This is a genomic window from Flavitalea flava, assembly GCF_054461575.1.
The window spans coordinates 86692-103892 of the sequence record NZ_JBTLQH010000010.1; the positions used below are offsets into that span (position 1 = coordinate 86692).

General features: G+C 47.3%; 11 protein-coding genes and 1 riboswitch. Of the genes, 6 read left to right on the forward strand and 5 right to left on the reverse strand.

Annotated elements, in window-relative coordinates:
- Positions 1-39 precede the first annotated feature (39 nt).
- Complete coding sequence (uvrA, locus tag ACX0G9_RS11840) at positions 40-3006, reverse strand: excinuclease ABC subunit UvrA (protein ID WP_459065115.1); 2967 nt, start codon at positions 3004-3006, stop codon at positions 40-42.
- A gap of 342 nt (positions 3007-3348) precedes the next feature.
- Here uvrA and ACX0G9_RS11845 point away from each other — a divergent pair, with 342 nt between their 5' ends.
- A complete protein-coding gene (locus ACX0G9_RS11845; protein ID WP_459065116.1) occupies positions 3349-4746 on the forward strand; it encodes an MATE family efflux transporter in 1398 nt (465 codons plus the stop codon).
- A gap of 87 nt (positions 4747-4833) precedes the next feature.
- On the opposite strand, the gene ACX0G9_RS11850 is transcribed toward ACX0G9_RS11845, so the two are convergent.
- Complete coding sequence (locus tag ACX0G9_RS11850; protein WP_459065117.1) at positions 4834-5721, reverse strand: DUF4382 domain-containing protein; 888 nt, start codon at positions 5719-5721, stop codon at positions 4834-4836.
- 405 nt (positions 5722-6126) lie between these two features.
- Positions 6127-6251: riboswitch (SAM riboswitch) on the forward strand.
- A 251-nt stretch (positions 6252-6502) separates the two neighbouring features.
- Between ACX0G9_RS11850 and ACX0G9_RS11855 the strand changes: the two genes are divergently transcribed.
- The 5 genes from ACX0G9_RS11855 to ACX0G9_RS11875 all read left to right on the forward strand — a co-directional run bounded on the left by ACX0G9_RS11855 (position 6503) and on the right by ACX0G9_RS11875 (position 12837).
- Entirely contained in the window at positions 6503-7705 is a 1203-nt protein-coding gene (locus ACX0G9_RS11855; protein ID WP_459065118.1) for a trans-sulfuration enzyme family protein, read from the forward strand.
- Positions 7706-7905: 200 nt separating this feature from the next.
- The gene (locus tag ACX0G9_RS11860) at positions 7906-9240 is read left to right on the forward strand and encodes an O-acetylhomoserine aminocarboxypropyltransferase/cysteine synthase family protein (RefSeq protein ID WP_459065119.1); all 1335 of its coding nucleotides are present in this window, start codon (positions 7906-7908) and stop codon (positions 9238-9240) included.
- 111 nt (positions 9241-9351) lie between these two features.
- The gene (locus ACX0G9_RS11865; RefSeq protein ID WP_459065120.1) at positions 9352-10392 is read left to right on the forward strand and encodes a homoserine O-acetyltransferase family protein; all 1041 of its coding nucleotides are present in this window, start codon (positions 9352-9354) and stop codon (positions 10390-10392) included.
- A 221-nt stretch (positions 10393-10613) separates the two neighbouring features.
- Entirely contained in the window at positions 10614-11870 is a 1257-nt protein-coding gene (locus tag ACX0G9_RS11870) for a homoserine dehydrogenase (protein ID WP_459065121.1), read from the forward strand.
- A 331-nt stretch (positions 11871-12201) separates the two neighbouring features.
- A complete protein-coding gene (locus ACX0G9_RS11875; RefSeq protein ID WP_459065122.1) occupies positions 12202-12837 on the forward strand; it encodes a GNAT family N-acetyltransferase in 636 nt (211 codons plus the stop codon).
- Between the two features lie 21 nt (positions 12838-12858).
- Here ACX0G9_RS11875 and ACX0G9_RS11880 read toward each other — a convergent pair whose 3' ends face one another.
- The 3 genes from ACX0G9_RS11880 to ACX0G9_RS11890 are packed head-to-tail and all read right to left on the reverse strand — an operon-like array spanning position 12859 to position 17128.
- The gene (locus tag ACX0G9_RS11880; protein WP_459065123.1) at positions 12859-14634 is read right to left on the reverse strand and encodes an ABC transporter ATP-binding protein; all 1776 of its coding nucleotides are present in this window, start codon (positions 14632-14634) and stop codon (positions 12859-12861) included.
- A gap of 34 nt (positions 14635-14668) precedes the next feature.
- Positions 14669-15028, reverse strand: a complete 360-nt coding sequence (locus ACX0G9_RS11885; protein ID WP_459065124.1) for a DoxX family protein — start codon at positions 15026-15028, stop codon at positions 14669-14671.
- An 18-nt stretch (positions 15029-15046) separates the two neighbouring features.
- Positions 15047-17128 carry a DUF5723 family protein gene (locus ACX0G9_RS11890; RefSeq protein ID WP_459065125.1) on the reverse strand — a complete coding sequence of 694 codons (2082 nt, stop codon included), beginning with the start codon at positions 17126-17128 and terminating at the stop codon, positions 15047-15049.
- Positions 17129-17201: the final 73 nt, after the last annotated feature.

Below are 17201 nucleotides of genomic sequence, written 5' to 3' on the forward strand. Positions count from 1 at the left end.
TTGTTACCTTATCGGGTGGTTGTCAAATTGCCGGAAAAATCACAATTCCAATTCTGTTTTCAGAAATGCAGCCGTAAAACTTTCCTTGTTCTTTACAAGATCTTCCGGAACTCCTTCGAACAAGATCCGGCCGCCTCCATCTCCCCCTTCAGGCCCCAGATCGATAATATGATCAGCGACCTTTATCACATCCAGGTTATGTTCGATCACGAGCACGCTGTTACCTCTGTCGACCAGCTTATTCAGGACATCCAGCAGATGCCGGATGTCTTCAAAATGAAGACCCGTAGTTGGCTCATCCAATATATAAAAGGTTTTTCCGGTATCTCTTTTCCCCAGCTCCGTCCCTAATTTTACCCGCTGCGCCTCTCCTCCGCTCAGCGTGACTGCCGACTGACCCAGGGTGATATAACCCAGACCCACTTCTTCCAGGACTTTGATCTTCCGGTAGATATAAGGGACATTCTGGAAAAACTCCACGGCTTCCTCAACCGTCATATCCAATACATCGCTGATGGATTTTCCTTTGTACCGGATTTCCAGTGTTTCCCGGTTATAACGCCGGCCATTACATTTTTCGCAATGGACATAAACATCGGGTAAAAAATTCATTTCAATGACCCGCATACCTCCTCCCTCGCAAACTTCGCAACGCCCGCTCTTAACATTGAAGGAAAAGCGGCCTGCATTATATCCCCTGATCTTAGCTTCCGGAACGGAAGCGAAAAGAGTACGTATATCCGTGAAGAATCCGCAATAGGTAGCAGGATTGCTTCGCGGGGTACGCCCGATAGGAGACTGATCTATCTCGATCACCTTATCTATATTTTCCAATCCTTTTATACTCTTGTATTCCAGTATGGGCATCCTCGAACCATAGGCATGTTTGCTCAGGAGCGGATACAGTGTTTCGTTGATAAGCGTGGATTTACCGCTGCCGCTCACTCCTGTCACGACAATGAATTTTCCCAGGGGAAATTTCGCATCCACATTTTTGAGGTTATTTCCTTTAGCGCCTTTCAATTCCAGGAATTTCCCACTCCCTTTTCTTCTTTCTGCCGGAACTTCAATTTTACGATGCCCGTTCAGATAGGAGGAGGTAAGGGTATCGAGTTTCAGCAAAGCAGGAGGACGGCCCTGGGCCACGATCCTGCCTCCATGAAAACCTGCCTTGGGACCTATATCCACCAGGTAGTCGGCAGCCATCATGATATCCTTGTCGTGTTCTACAACAATCACACTGTTACCTATATCCCTCAAATTCTGCAAAGCGACGATAAGCCGTTGATTATCCCGTTGATGCAGACCGATGCTCGGCTCGTCCAGGATATAGGTAATCCCCTGCAATTGCGAACCAATCTGGGTGGCCAGGCGTATCCGCTGGGATTCGCCGCCGCTGAGCGTACGGGAAGACCGGTTTAAAGTGAGGTAGGTTAGCCCTACGTCCAGCATAAACTGAAGCCGTTCACGGATTTCCTTCAGAATATCTTTGGCGATCGTGTTCTGTTTAATGCTCAGCTTTTTTTCAATATTGCCAAACCATTGAAGCAGGTGATCCAGGTTCATGGCGCTTAATTCGGAAATATTTTTTTCCCCCACCCGGAAATACAGACTTTCTTTTTTAAGGCGGGCGCCATTGCAGGTTTCGCAGGTCTTTAGCTCCATGAATTTCTCTACCCATTCCCGGAGCGCATCCGAGGTACCACCAGCAAACCATCTTTTCAATTGATTGACCAGTCCTTCATATTCGGTGGCATAGGTCTCTCCCTTGGCCGTTGCCTCTTCAAAGTCCAGATTGACCTCCGTATTTCCCGTCTCGTTGCCATAAAGGACCAGGTTCAACGCCTTTTTGGGCATGTCTTTGACAGGAGTATCCAGGCTGAATTTGTTCTTTTTCGACAGAGCCTGAACCTGTTTGAAAACATAGGATTCTCTTTCTTCTCCAAGGGGTGCTATAGCACCTTCATTAATGCTTTTGGAGGGATCGGGAATGATCCCATCCATACTTACCTGGTAAACCACCCCTAAGCCCTTGCAGACGGGACAGGCTCCATAAGGGGAATTAAAGGAAAAGGTATTAGGCGAAGGTTCCTCATAACTGATCCCGCTGTCTTCGCACATCAACTGTTTGCTATACTGGATAAGCCGGTTATCGTCATTGAGGAGCAGGAAGAGCAGATCCTTTCCCATCTGAAGGGCTTTTTGTACACTTTGACTCAGACGCACCTTCATATCTTCCGTTGCGGCCATCCGGTCGATCACTACTTCTATATCATGGATCTTGTACCGGTCGACCTGCATTTTAGCAACCAGGTCCTTTACTTCCCCGTCAACCCTTACTTTCAGATAGCCCTTTTTCCGGATATCCTCGAATAACTCCCGGTAATGCCCCTTGCGGCCACGAACCAGGGGGGCCAGTATGGAAATTTTTTTATTTTTAAATTTTTTATATACGTTCTCGACAATCTCCTCCTCGCTGAACTTAATCATCTTTTTGCCTGTATTATAGGAAAAGGCATCCCCTATCCGGGCATAAAGCAGCCGAAGAAAATCATAGATCTCCGTCACGGTTCCTACCGTACTGCGGGGGTTTTTATTGGTGGTTTTTTGTTCGATAGAGATAACAGGGCTCAGACCGGTTATCTTGTCCACATCCGGTCTTTCCATATCACCTATGAATTGACGGGCATAGGCGCCAAAACTTTCCATGTAACGCCGCTGGCCTTCTGCGTAGATCGTATCGAAGGCCAGGGAAGATTTACCGCTGCCGCTGATACCTGTGATCACAACCAATTGATTCTTAGGTATCCGGATATCGATATTCTTCAAGTTATGTACACGGGCTCCAAATACTTCGATCTGGTCCCCTTCGGGGAAATCATCGGCTATTTCCGTTCCTGTTGTTTTCGTGATAATAGCTGCCGGTTTCTTCGTCACTGATCCTTTTACTGCTGAGGTCGTCATTACTGCGGACGTTGTTGCAGCCTTCTTTCCTGATGTCGCCATAGGTCAATATTCCTTTGTTTTTAATCCTTTTCGGAATCCAATCAACAAAATCGGGCAAACAAAACGCTAAATTGCTAAATAGATTTTGCTAAATAAGTTACTAAGGTAAGAACAACATTTGGAATGCAGAGAAGGTTTGCAGATTACCTAAGTATGATCAGGAAAATTGGAGCCATTCCCAGCGTTCCCGTCGCAATCCACCCCTCAGAATGTCATATTCACGGCTCCTGAGAACGCTGAACCCTGCCTATATTTGACCTTCAAATAATAACAGCCCTATTTTAACGGATTCATTTTTTTAACAGCTTCATTCTTATACACTTGATTGGAAATCATCAGAAAATGGAAAAACAACCAACCGCAGGACCCGTTACCCGCATTTTTAATGCCATCCGTTTATCCCTCAACGGAGAACAGCAGGATTATACGGAAGGGAGTATCCGCAAGGCCGTTTTTCTGCTGGCTGTACCAATGATCCTTGAGCTAAGCCTGGAAAGCGTTTTTGCTGTGGTGGATATTTTTTTCGTAAGCAAATTAGGGCAGAATGCCATTGCTACGGTTGGTCTTACCGAATCAGCGGTAACCATCGTCTATTCCATGGCCATCGGGCTCAGTACAGCTGCAACGGCCATTGTCGCCAGAAGGATCGGCGAAAAGAATCCCGCAGACGCAGCCCACGCCGGCGCCCAATCCCTGATTATCGCCTTTTTGGTAACGCTGCTGTTGAGCATTCCCGGAATTATTTTTGCCGGGGATATCCTCAGACTTATGGGAGCAAGCCCGGAAGTGATAGCCGAAGGAACCATCTTCACCCGCATTACCCTGGGAGGTTGCCTGGTCATCATTCTCCTGTTCCTGATCAACGGGATCTTCCGGGGGGCAGGCAATGCAGCCATGGCCATGAAAAGCCTTTGGATAGCCAGCATCCTCAATATCATCCTGTGCCCGGTCTTTATTCATTTCTTCGGATTGAAAGGGGCGGCTATGTCAACGCTTATCGGCAGAAGTTCGGGCGTACTTTATCAATGTTATCATTTATTCAAAGGAAGCGGGATCTTAAAATTCCACAGCCGTTATTTCAGGTTTCAAAAGGAGATCATCCAATCCATTATCCGGATAGGATGGCCGGCTACCATTCAGTTCATAATCGCAAGCGGAAGTTGGATCGTGCTTACCAGGCTGGTTGCCGAAACCGGCGGTACCACGGCATCTGCGGGATATCAGATCGCATTCCGGAATTTTGTTTTTTTTATCTTACCTGCATGGGGGCTCAGTAACGCTGCCGCCACTTTAGTGGGACAAAATCTTGGCGCGGGAAAAATTGAAAGAGCGGAAAAAAGTGTTTTGCTCACGGCAAAATACAGTGCGCTCCTGATGAGTTTCGTCATGATTCTCTTCCTGGCTTTTTCCACCCCGATCATCGGTTTTTTTACATCGGATCAGGCTATCATAAAAACAGGTTCGATGGCGTTGAAGATAATCGGATCCGGTTTTATTTTTTACGGAGTTGCCATGGTGATGACACAGGCGCTGAATGGGGCCGGGGATACCCGGACCCCCACCGTTATCAATTTTGTTTGTTTCTGGTTGTTCCAAACCCCACTGGCCTATTACCTGTCCAAGGGTCTGGATATGAAAGCAACAGGGGCATTTATTGCGATACCGGCTGCAGAAATGCTGATCGCCATCGTTAGCTGGTATTATTTCAAAAAAGGAAAATGGAAAACGGTCAAGGTATAATTTTGAAAAAAAAGCGGGGCTGACCTTTTTAGTCAGCCCCGCTATAGGATTGGTTGGTAATGATTATGGATAAAGCTCTTTAGCTATTTATTTATGAAGCTTAACGGTAGGTACCTGAACCACTTTCATGGAATCGACTACTATATTACTGATCGTCGTATCCTTGTATCCGAATAATCCTTTGAAATTCAGAGAATAGGTTCCTGCCGGCACTCCTCTGAACAGGTATTTTCCATCCCAGTTCGGAATAGCATATAAAGTATCGGTAGTCGTAAAAGCGGTGATCAGCGCAACCGAATGATCGGGATCTACCCGACCCTGTATTTTTGCTTTCTGCACATCGTTGAATACTGTGATATAGGGTTTAAGCAGATAGGTTCCGTTCCAGAAGAAAACCGATCTTGCCAGGTTGAAATCGAGCCAGAGCTTGAAATCATTGCTGGCAACGGAGGAAACGTTTTCCCTGCGTACATTGATCGTAAAATAGGGATGCGGGCCGAAGACCTCCAACGGATAGAACGTGGTACTGTCTGTATAAACAGTATTATCAGAACCTAATGTGATCTTCACTTTCAGGATCTTTCCACTGGGAAACTGCCCTGATGCCAATAAGGTATCGGCTCCATTCCGGAGCTGCAAAAGATCATATACTCCCGGCTTGATGGAAAGGGTATCCCAAATGACCGATTTATTATCCTGATTCCGGTGACGACCGCAAAAATTATCATCCCATTGATCATCCTCATCCCCTTCTGTCTGTTTGGATGCAGTATCGATCAATACGACTACCTGCCGGATATCAATCAAAACTTTTGTGAACTGGATCGGATCATCCATTAAAAAAACGGATACCTGGGATTTCCCGGCCGGAATATTGGGGTTGGATCCCGAAGAATTGCTTTTATTACAGGCAAAGAACAAAATGAGGGCAGTTATGCCGCCGAAGGCAGCAGACCATTTAGTTACCATTTTCATATTAGTGAATTTTTAGGTAGATATCCCTCATCGTATGGGCATAGGGTTTCAAAAACCGTTCCAAAATGGGTTATCTGTCCGTTAATCCATGAGGTTTTTTCTTCCAAAAACAGCTGTATTTGCCTGTAAATCAATTCATAAAAAATTTAAACCATTTCGCTGCCGGCCTGTCTTGAACCAAATAGGAAGGACAAGGGGAGGACAAGGGGGGGACGTAGGAAAGGCGTGGGAAGGACAAGGCATGTGCGAGGGCAGCGAAGGGAAGGAAAGGGCGAAGAAGGAGAAAGGGAAGGGCAGGTGCCGGCTAAAAGTCTACAAGGTTAGTAGATTATTTTTAAAATTAACCGGCTAAGATTTGGAAATATGGAATAAGGATTTATATCTTTGCACCAGTTCTTAGTACATCTCTTATCAAGAAAGGCTGAGGGAAATGGCCCGAAGAAGCCTTGACAACCTGCTGATGTTTGTAATTAACAAACTGAAAGTAAGGTGCCAACTCCATCCCGATGGAATATCGGGACAGATAAGTCAGATTCCGCCTTGACAATAGTATACCACTACACTATATGCAAAGCTCTTCTGACTATCAGAAGAGTTTTTTTATTTACCCACCACCCTCCTAAAGGGAGGGCAGGAACAACCACAGGTTCCGAAAAAGGGTGAAGCAAAAAAAGAAAGACTCTCCTGATGCTTATTTGCTGGTTTCTTATAAGAGTGATCGATTGAATCACTATTTAAAAACAAAACACTCTCGTCAGAGAGAAATCAGGAGAGCCAAATTATGCAACCGACCACTCAACTCATTCACAGTATTCCTGTAGATCCTTTAACCGGCGCAATTTCCGTTCCTATTTACCAGACGTCCACCTTTGTTCAGGAATCACCCGGCGTAAACAAAGGGTATGACTATGCCCGCTCCGGGAACCCTACACGCGCAACGCTGGAATCCCTTATCGCCCAATTGGAGAATGGCAGTACAGGCCTGGCTTTCGGAAGCGGGCTGGCGGCTATCGACGCTGTGGTGAAATTACTGGAAACAGGCGATGAGATCATTGCAGTCGACGATATCTACGGCGGCGCTTTCCGGCTTTTCGAACAGGTCTACCGTAAGTTCGGGATCAGCGTAACCTATGTGGATGCTACGAATCCGGAAAACATTTTTAATGCCCTTACCCCAAAAACAAAGCTGATCTGGATTGAAACGCCCACCAACCCAACGCTGAAGATCTCCGATATCGAAGCGATCGCGAAAATTGCCAGGGCTCACCGATGTTTACTTTGCGTGGATAATACTTTTGCTTCACCCGCCCTTCAAAAACCTCTTTCGCTGGGAGCTGATATTGTAGTTCATTCGGGAACCAAATACCTGGGAGGCCATAGCGATCTGATCGCCGGCCTGGTGGTGACCAAAGATCCTGAACTGGGACAAAAGATAAAGTTCTATCAGAACGCCTGCGGAAATATCCTCGGCCCGTTCGACAGCTGGCTGCTGATCCGTGGTATAGAGACCCTGCACCTGCGTATCCGGCAGCATAGCGCCAGCGCACAGGCCATTGCGGAATTCCTCACCGGCCATCCTGCCGTCGATAAAGTATATTACCCCGGCCTGAAGGATCATCCCGGTCATGCTATTGCACGCAGACAGGCAAAAGGATTCGGCGGTATCGTTTCATTCAGTCTGAAAAACGACACGGAAGGGGCAGCGATTTCCTTCGTAACCTCTACCGGCCTGTTCAAACTGGCCGAGAGCCTGGGCGGTATCAAGAGCCTGATCTCCCATCCGGCGACGATGACCCACAAGACCATACCTGCGGCCAAAAGACAGGCTGCGGGGGTAACAGATAGCCTGATTCGCCTTTCTGCCGGTCTGGAAGACACCGAAGATTTGCTGGAAGACCTGCAACAGGCCCTTGATAAAATCGTGGACGTCAGCAAAATAAAGGCCGGTTTGGAAACAAAGACCGTGGAGAAGGTCCTGGCATAAACGACGGGGAAATTACCTTTGGAACAATGGGATCAACCGTACAATGGCTGGATCCTGCCGGATAAAGGAATCCCCCCGTCCCAGGGAAAATACCGGCAAAAACAAGGCTGCTTTATAAAAATGTCGACTACTTTTATAGAGTACAACAACTAATAAAAGACGGCAAAAAAACTTATCACTCAACTTTAAAAAAAAATTTTATGAGCAAGCATCGTTTTGAAACTCTTCAATTACATGCCGGTCAACAAATCGACCCTACCACCAAATCAAGGGCCGTTCCTATCTATCAAACCACTTCCTATGGATTCGATAATTCCGAACACGCGGCCAACCTGTTCGGCTTAAGGGCTTTCGGTAATATCTATACGCGGATAATGAACCCCACTACCGATGTGTTTGAACAACGCATCGCCGCCCTGGAAGGCGGGGTGGCGGCTCTAGCCACAGCTTCGGGACAAGCCGCCCAGTTCCTTGCCCTGAACAATATCCTACAAGTCGGAGACAATTTCGTAACCACTACTTATCTCTATGGCGGCACCCATAATCAATTCAAAGTAGCGTTCAAACGCCTGGGAATCGAAGCCCGCTTCGCCGATGGAGACAATGTAGAAAGCTTTGTAAAACATATCGACAAGAATACCAAGGCGATTTACCTGGAAACGATCGGCAATCCCCGGCTCAATATTCCTGACTTTGCCAAATTCGCAGATCTGGCCAAAGAATATGATCTTCCCCTGATCGTCGATAATACCTTCGGCGCCGGAGGTTACCTGTTCAGCCCGATCGAATGGGGCGCAAATGTCGTCGTTGAATCCGCCACCAAATGGATCGGAGGTCATGGCACAACCATCGGCGGCGTGATTGTGGACGGTGGAAATTATAACTGGGGCAACGGAAAGTTCCCCGCCTTCACAGAACCTTCCGAAGGATATCACGGTCTTAAGTTCTGGGAAGTTTTCGGCGAAGGTAATCCCCTGGGCCTGCCCAATATCGCATTTGCCATTCGGGCAAGAGTCGAAGGGCTGCGTGATTTCGGGCCATCACAAGGGCCGTTTAATTCATTCCTGCTCCTTCAGGGCCTGGAGACCTTATCCCTGAGGGTACAACGCCATGTGGATAATGCGCTCGTCCTGGCCCAATGGCTGGAAAGTCATCCCCAGGTCGAATTCGTGCAATACCCTGGCCTGAAAAGCAGCCCTTATCATCAACTGGCGTCAAAATATTTAAAGAACGGGTTTGGCGGCATTCTTAACTTCGGCATCAAAGGCGATGGTAAACGAAGCGGAAAGGATAATGCCAGTAAGTTCATCGACTCCCTGAAACTGGCAAGCCATCTGGCCAATGTAGGAGATGCGAAGACCCTGGTAATCCACCCTTCTTCCACGACTCATGAGCAGTTAAGCGAAGCCGAACAGGTCGAAGCCGGGGTTCAGCCCAACCAGATCAGGATCAGTACAGGTATCGAGCATATTGAGGATATTAAGGCAGATTTCGAACAGGCTTTTGAAAAAGTCTTCGCGAAAGAACTGGTATAACCAGTCTGGTGTCACCATTAATATTCCTGTATCAGAATTAAGGTCTTTAACCATTCATTCGATCAATTCGACGGCCTGCCTGTTTAACAGGCTGGTCGTCGTTCTTAACATATGGTATTCAAAAAGAACGAACCCTTCGGATTGGAATCCGGCGCGACGCTGCCGGCCTGGCACCTGGATTATACTACTTACGGAAAACTGAACGATTCAGGAGACAACGCCATATGGGTGTTCCATGCGCTGACGGCAAACAGCGACCCCGTTCAATGGTGGCCCGGTTTGATCGGAACAGGCAAACTTTTTGACCCTGCCCGCTATTTTATCGTTTGTGTGAATATGCCGGGAAGCTGTTACGGAAGCATTAATCCGCTGGATACGGACCCGCTCACTATGGAACCCTATTATCACGATTTCCCCCTGTTTACGACAAGAGATATGATCCGCACCTATCAACCTTTACGGAAATCGCTGGGTATCCGTAAGATCTATGCCGGCATCGGAGGAAGTATGGGGGGACAACAACTGCTGGAATGGGCCATTGAGGAACCTGACCTTTTTACATTCATCTTTCCTATCGCTACCAATGCCCGGCACTCTCCCTGGGGAATCGCTTTTAATACCGCACAAAGAATGGCCATCGAAGCAGACAGTACCTGGAAAGAAAGAAAAGATACGGCAGGGATGGAAGGAATGAAGGCAGCGCGGTCATCGGCTTTACTTTCGTACCGGAATTATGAGACCTATGGTATGCTGCAACCCCGGGACGAGTCCTATGTGACGGAAACACCAGCGTTAAAGGGCAGAAATGGAGCTGCCTCTTATCAACGGTACCAGGGCGACAAACTGGCTGACCGTTTTTCACCATTCAGTTATTACCAGCTAAGCCTAAGTATGGACTCCCATGACACAGGGAGGGGAAGGGGCGGTTTGGAAAAAGCGCTGCAAAAGATCCGTGCAAAGTCATTGGTCATAGGTATTGAATCGGATATCCTTTTTCCCTTGTCCGAACAACAATTTTTGGCAGACGGGATACCCGGAGCCTCCTTCCGATCCATTTCCTCGTTGTATGGGCATGATGGGTTCCTGCTGGAGTTCGAACAAATTGAAAAACTGGTGCAGGATTTTATGGCTTATAAAAAGAACCACGTATAAAAAAAGTATACTTCTGGAAGGCCAGGGGCGGCCTGGAAAAATTTAACGACTGGCAATCCATTGATAATGAATGTGATGCGCGAATGTAACGCTATAAAAAAAATCCTTTTTCGGAATCGTATTATTTTCCGTAAAAAGCGGAAATTTGCACTCCTTTCCCGATATCCGGGCCGGAGGAAGGTTCTAACCATTTCAAGATAATTATAAGCGATATAATCAATATGGAAACACATAAGCAGTTGACAATAGGTCTTTTCGGATTTGGGGTAGTCGGGGAAGGATTGTACAAGGTTTTACAACAAACGCCTTCTTTGAATGCATCAATAAAAAAGGTCTGCATCAAAAATCCCCAGAAGAAAAGAGAAGCTCCGGTTGGATTGTTCACTACTGACCGGGACGCTATTCTCAACGACCCTTCCATCAATGTGATCGTGGAAGTGATCAACGAATCGGGACCGGCTTTCGAGATCGTGTCCACAGCTCTTAAGAACGGCAAGTCCGTAGTAAGCGCCAGCAAAAAAATGATTGCCGAACACCTACCGGAATTATTGCAGTTACAACAGGATACCGGCGGATCCTTCCTTTATGAAGCGGCAGCCTGCGCCTCTATTCCCATTATCCGCAACCTGGAAGAGTATTACGATAACGACCTTTTACATTCAATAAAAGCCATCGTGAACGGCAGCACCAATTTTATCCTCACCAAAATGTTCGAGGATAAGCTGGATTTTCAGGATGCACTCCTGCTGGCCCAACAACTGGGCTTTGCAGAAAGCGATCCTTCCCTCGATGTTGAAGGTTATGATGCCGCCAACAAATGGACTTTTCTATTGACACATGCCTATGGTATCATTGAAGAAACCCGCAACCTGGTTTTTAACGGCATACAGAATATACAGGCAGGAGACGCTGTGGTAGCCCGTGAAAAACATTACGATATTAAACTGGTTGCCCAGGCTAAAAAACTGGAGACCGGGAAGATTGCCGCCTTCGTGCTGCCTCAATTCATTAAACAGGACGATCACCTGGCCTTCGTAAAAAATGAATATAACGGGGTGGTCATCGAAAGTGGTTTTTCGGATAAACAGTTCTTTTATGGTAAAGGCGCAGGCTCTTTCCCTACGGCATCCGCTGTTCTCAGCGATCTTTCCGCGCTGCGTTACCAGTATAAATATGAATACAAAAAACTCTATCATCACAAACCGCATGAGCTGACCCAGGAATTTTTTGTCCGCGTCTATCTGAGCTTTGATGACTGGAGATATATTCCCCGGGATAAATTCGAATGGATCGAAGAATGGCATGCGGAAACCGATCGCAAATACCTGATAGGTGTCCTTCATTTCCGGGAGATCAGCCAGAATACCTGGTGGAAGGAAAATAACACTTCCCTTGTCCTGACGCCGGAGCCCATTATTGAAGACGTGGAAATACGCAAACTGAAGAAAAAAAGCCTGGAACTGGCGGGGATCATTTAATTCACGGCCGTCCGGTCTTACATGAACCAGGTTCTACATACATCCGGTTATATTTTATAGAAAAAAAGGTATCCTTCCGGATACCTTTTTTTGGGCATTTTCCTGTCCGGGCATAGCCGAAAAATAAGTGATTCCATGTAGGTAACCCTAATGGATTGGACATATATTCCGGATCTTTCAGGATAATAATGCGGTCTGCCTTCTTTTTTTTATCAATTTGGCTCCTCATTAACCGGGCACAATGAACCCTTCGCCTTCCACCCTGCCCCATTTTTTATTTTATTGATAAGGCTCTGATTGGACGTTACTGATAATTTTCAAACTTATTGCTATGTCTATGTCCATTAAACCTTATAACCGTTCGCGTATCCGCAAAAACGTGGACAAAACCAGGAGCCACCCCGAATTGTGCATGTCCTTTCTTCTTGCGGAGACTCAATATCCCTTACCGAATACGTATCTGCCCGAAAAAAAGATTACCGTCAGCGCAAGGCCCCTGTCACTGGAAGGAGATATACCCGTTATTTACAACTGGTTAAAAAATGAGGTCGGCGGTCCGTTGAAGGCTGGGAAAAATCCCCCTGCAGAATTCCTGGAAACTTATGCCCTCATGCAGGAATCATCCTGTGCACAATCCTTTATAGGAGAGATCAATACCCTGCCTGTATGTCTTTTGGAGGTCTTTAAGGTCCGGGAAGATATGATCAGCCTGTATTACGAGGCCAGACCGGGAGATTATGGCCTTCGCCTGACCATGGCTCCCCTGGTTGTACAGGACCATGCCTTCGCCTTAATAGAAGTCTTTGTCAGCTATTTTTTGTCCTTCCCCGAGGTGAACAGAATTGTTGCCGAAGTCGATCCTGACAAGGATTGGATAAATTCCTTATTCCCAAAAGCAGGATTCCGGTTCAGTCACCAGATAGATCTGTCTTACAAGACCGCCAACCTGTACATGCTTAGCCGGTGAAAAAGTGAACTATAATTCCCATTACCCGGGCAGAGGTCCGGCCTCCTTCTGGTGCCGCCATAATTCCTGGAATACGGGGCTGTTATCACGCAGGTATTCGAAGTTGCCTTCATCCACGATCCGGCCTTGCCGCAGTACATATACATGATCGAACCGGTTCAGCAAATGTAGCCGGTGCATCGAGGAAATGATCGCCTTATCGGAAAAGGCAGCAAATAATCCCTCATAGATCAGGGCTTCTGTCCTGGGGTCTACGCTGCTGGTTGGCTCATCCAGCAATACCAGGTCACTGTCACGTGCAGCCAGGATTCCTCTCGCCAGGGCCAGACGCTGTTTTTGGCCTCCGGAAAGGTTAACTCCTTTTTCCCGGATATCCGATTCCAGCCCTTGCGGCAATTCATTAATAACCTCAGAAAAATGAGCGCTTTCACTCACACGACGGATCTCCTCTTCTTCAAAAGGAAGGCCAAGCGTTATATTGTAGGCAAGGGTATTTTCAAATATCTCCGGCTCCTGGGGAAATAAAGTGACCGTTTCATTGAGTTGATCCAGCCCACGCTGAATGCCATCCACTTCGATCTTTAGCCCCGGCTCAGGCAGATACAAACCGCGCAATAAGGATAACAAGGTACTTTTGCCGCTACCGCTTTCACCGATCAGCGCTATCTTTTTCCCCCGGCGGATATGAAGATGCAGATCATGAAGGCTCTGAGCGCCCTGCCCGTTATCATAGGTTTCCCGGTGGGAAAAATTCAGGCCGCTGATCCTGATCTCCTGCCAATTCGCGGGAAGACCCTGCGGCAGGTCTGCCCGGTGCTGGCGGGCATAGGCGTCACTGATGCCCGACGCCGTTTGCACATAGGTGTTGTATTGAACAATATCCGTGTATTGCCAGGCGATATCCTGGAAAACGCTGGTAAACTGGTTGACATAGGCAAGCAAGGTCACCAACCCTCCCACATAGAAAACACTACCCGGCTTCCAATGCTGATAGATATACCCAACGGTGATCATCCCGTAGATAAACACAATCAGCATTTCAGCACAAAACCATTTCCATTCATTGATGAGCGCGCTTTTACGGAATGGCTGCTGGATCTGCTGCACCTTTTTCAGCAAGCCGGTCGCCATGCTTTTTTCCAGGCGGAGGGTGATCACCGTCATAATATTGGACAAACTGTCAAAAAGGGTGGCCGATACGATATGTTCCTTTTCATTGACCTCTTCCAGTGCCCTGATAAATGGTTTATCGAATGTCCGGATAACAAAAATGGTAAGGATTCCCAGACAAACGGCAATGGATCCGAACAGCGGAGAAAAATATAGCATGGCAATTACGGAGAACAGGAATTTCGTCAACGCATTGATATACATGAACCCCCTGTCAAAAAACTCACGGAGCGCCTCATAAGCTTTACGGACCCTGTTGATCGTAGCTCCGCTATGATGGTCCTGGTGCCATTTTACAGGCAGGTGCAGTACTTGTTGATACCGCTCCTGCAGAAAATTCCGGCTGAGCTGAAAGGACAGCGTGCGTTCCATGATCCTTGCCGGTCCGTGAAAACACCATTGGACGAACTTCAGACCGATATAAACGCCGATATAAATAAAGGTATATTTCAGAACCTGTGAAGCATCCTGCTGAACCTTACCGATAAACCATCCGAAAAGAATGGGGTTAAGTGAAATGACGAGATTCGCTGTGAAAAACATAGCATAAACAAGCACATATTTTTTCCGTTCCCTGCGTGCATAATGCCAGGCCGTCCGAAGCAGCGAGATATAAGGATTTGCCATTTTCGTTACAAGAAATTACTTCCGCAAACCTACATTAAAAACCGATGAACCAGGCCCATGCGATCAGAAGGAATTGCAGAGGAAGACGGATAAGAGCCAGTTTCCTGGTTCCCATGGCCGGTTTCTCCCGGAATATATCCCAAATGTGAAGCGGAAGAAATCCAATCATCATGATCAGAATGAGCTGTGCGGCGTGCTGCCGGTAAACCGGAATGAAGAGCCCGGCTCCTGTCACCAGCTCCAACACACCGGATACCAGTACGATGGGTATACGCAAGGGAAAAAATTCCGGGATGATCCGAAGATACATTCTCGTTTTTCTGAAGTGCATGATCCCTGCCAGGATCATTCCCATCCCTAAAAGAAAGGTCAACACCTCTTTTATGGTTCCCATTAACCGAATGTAGGGAATTTAATAATTCGTCAGGTCCATTTCCACTCTTCGGTTCTGAGCCATACCTTCCCTTGTATCATTGGACGCTAAAGGACGCTTGCTGCCATAAGCCTCTGTATCCATTCTGGACGCAGGGATGCCTTTAGCTCCCAAATAACGTTTGACAGCTTTGGCCCGTCTCAGGGACAAAGCATTGTTGCGTGCATCCGTTCCTTCGCTATCGGTATGGCCCTCAATATGCAGATGCAGCGTGGAGTCTGCCTGCAAAATGGCTACTACTCTATCTAATTCCGAATAACAGTTCTTCTCGATCACCGCCTTGGCCCGGACAAAGAAGATCCGGTCAGCAGCCCTGTTCAGATTTTGTATCACCTCGGGCCGGATAGGAGGACAACCATGATTGGAAACCAATCCCTTTACCAGGGGACATTTGTCCTCATCGTCGTTCACGCTGTCACCATCGCTGTCCGGCGCAGGGCAACCCGCGAAATTGGGGGAACCCTTGACATCCGGGCATTTATCTTTATTGTTCGGCACTCCATCTCCATCCCTGTCAGGACAGCCGATCAGCGCGATCGGACCAGCAGAATCCGGGCAGGCATCCTTTTCATCCACTACCCCGTCCCCATCCTTATCATGCGTAATGAGTATCTTTTTGTACAGGGTATCGGTCTTTTTATCCTTGTCCTTATCCTTATTTCTGAATATGGGAATGGTAAGCCCTACATGAAAATCCGCAGCCGCTATCCGGCTGTGCATGAGGCTCGACAAAACGGTTCCGCTTCCTGCAAATACCGGCCCGAAACGGACCCCGGCTCCCCAGGAAAAAAGACCATTTGCATTATAGGAAAGAGGAGAATAAATGCTCATCCATTTTTTCTCCATCCTCGGTGTAAGCGTAAAAGTGGTAACATAATTCGGGCTTATTAAATTCGTTGTAGAAACCATATTGAGGAGCATATCCCCATCCAGGAAAATTCTGCGGTAAACGTGCCAGTCCAGATTGACATGGACAGCCGTAGGAAGATTTGCCTTTAATGGGGAGGTCGTGCCTTTGGCGACGATCAGGCCACTGGTCTTGAGCCGGTTCAGATATTGATCATAGGTCTCCCCATCCTGCTTCTGCAATTCTCCGGCATTGTGCCCGGCAGCATTCATCGAATAGGTCTGTCCGTTCGGGGATTTGGTATAATTCACAGATCCCACGTCCGTTATGGAAATACCCAACCGTACTTTATAAGGAGTGTGGTCATGGCTCAGCCATCCACCCGGTGAAGCGCTGCTATCCCCCGGCGGAGGCCCTTCATCCCTCCACTCATAGACCATCCCAACGTCAAGCCCCAAACCATTTCCCGTATGTTTATTAAGAGCATCGGTAAATTTGCCGGTTCCCAGGTTATCCAGGTTGGAAGAATATTGAGCGGTGATATCCGCATTCAGGGTGGTAATATTATTTGCAGGGTCTAAATTTACCTGCATCTGCCCTGAGGACAGGGAGGCCAGGGCAAGCCCCGCAATATATTTAACCGTAATCCCAGCCTTGAATTCATGACGCCAGTCCTTTTTCAGGACCAATCCATACGTCAGACCGACTTCGGCAAAGGAATGCATTTTTGTCTGAAGGCTCCGGTTGTAGATATCCGTGTTGTAAAAACCGGGATCTGCCTTTCCCAGTAACTGGAACAGCCCATTGCTGAGATTGTATTGATTCCCCATGGTACGCATACGGGTAGTAATGCCTAAACCGTTGCGTGCATTGATATTGAACATGGCGGAAGGTCCGAGGATATCCGCATTCACATAAGCAAATTTATAGTCGGTATTTTTGGCTTTGTAATAACCGTCTCCCTCCTTCAGCCCGGAAAACTTAAGCCCGAACAATTTACTCCGGTCCATTTCATAGGCATTATTGCCCGCCAGGACACTGGCCGATAAAATGTTCACATTCAGTTTGTACTTACTATCCGCTACCATCCCGGGATTGAGTAACAGGCTGTTGACTCCTGAATAATTATCATAGCCATAACCCACAAATGATTGTGAGGATCCGGTCAGACACATAACCGTGCCTAACAGGAGCAATACACTCGCTCTTTTCATCCGATAATTGGATTTTTTACGGGCCGCCGGATCCCAGCGATTCCAAACGACCGGTAATTGGTTCTTCAATTGG

Excerpts from the sequence above, each read along its gene's own strand:
- uvrA (WP_459065115.1), bottom strand. The coding sequence starts at position 3,006 with ATGGCGACATCAGGAAAGAAGGCTGCAACAACGTCCGCAGTAATGACG.
- ACX0G9_RS11845 (WP_459065116.1), top strand. The coding sequence starts at position 3,349 with ATGGAAAAACAACCAACCGCAGGACCCGTTACCCGCATTTTTAATGCC.
- ACX0G9_RS11850 (WP_459065117.1), bottom strand. The coding sequence starts at position 5,721 with ATGAAAATGGTAACTAAATGGTCTGCTGCCTTCGGCGGCATAACTGCC.
- ACX0G9_RS11855 (WP_459065118.1), top strand. The coding sequence starts at position 6,503 with ATGCAACCGACCACTCAACTCATTCACAGTATTCCTGTAGATCCTTTA.
- ACX0G9_RS11860 (WP_459065119.1), top strand. The coding sequence starts at position 7,906 with ATGAGCAAGCATCGTTTTGAAACTCTTCAATTACATGCCGGTCAACAA.
- ACX0G9_RS11865 (WP_459065120.1), top strand. The coding sequence starts at position 9,352 with ATGGTATTCAAAAAGAACGAACCCTTCGGATTGGAATCCGGCGCGACG.
- ACX0G9_RS11870 (WP_459065121.1), top strand. The coding sequence starts at position 10,614 with ATGGAAACACATAAGCAGTTGACAATAGGTCTTTTCGGATTTGGGGTA.
- ACX0G9_RS11875 (WP_459065122.1), top strand. The coding sequence starts at position 12,202 with ATGTCTATGTCCATTAAACCTTATAACCGTTCGCGTATCCGCAAAAAC.
- ACX0G9_RS11880 (WP_459065123.1), bottom strand. The coding sequence starts at position 14,634 with ATGGCAAATCCTTATATCTCGCTGCTTCGGACGGCCTGGCATTATGCA.
- ACX0G9_RS11885 (WP_459065124.1), bottom strand. The coding sequence starts at position 15,028 with ATGGGAACCATAAAAGAGGTGTTGACCTTTCTTTTAGGGATGGGAATG.
- ACX0G9_RS11890 (WP_459065125.1), bottom strand. The coding sequence starts at position 17,128 with ATGAAAAGAGCGAGTGTATTGCTCCTGTTAGGCACGGTTATGTGTCTG.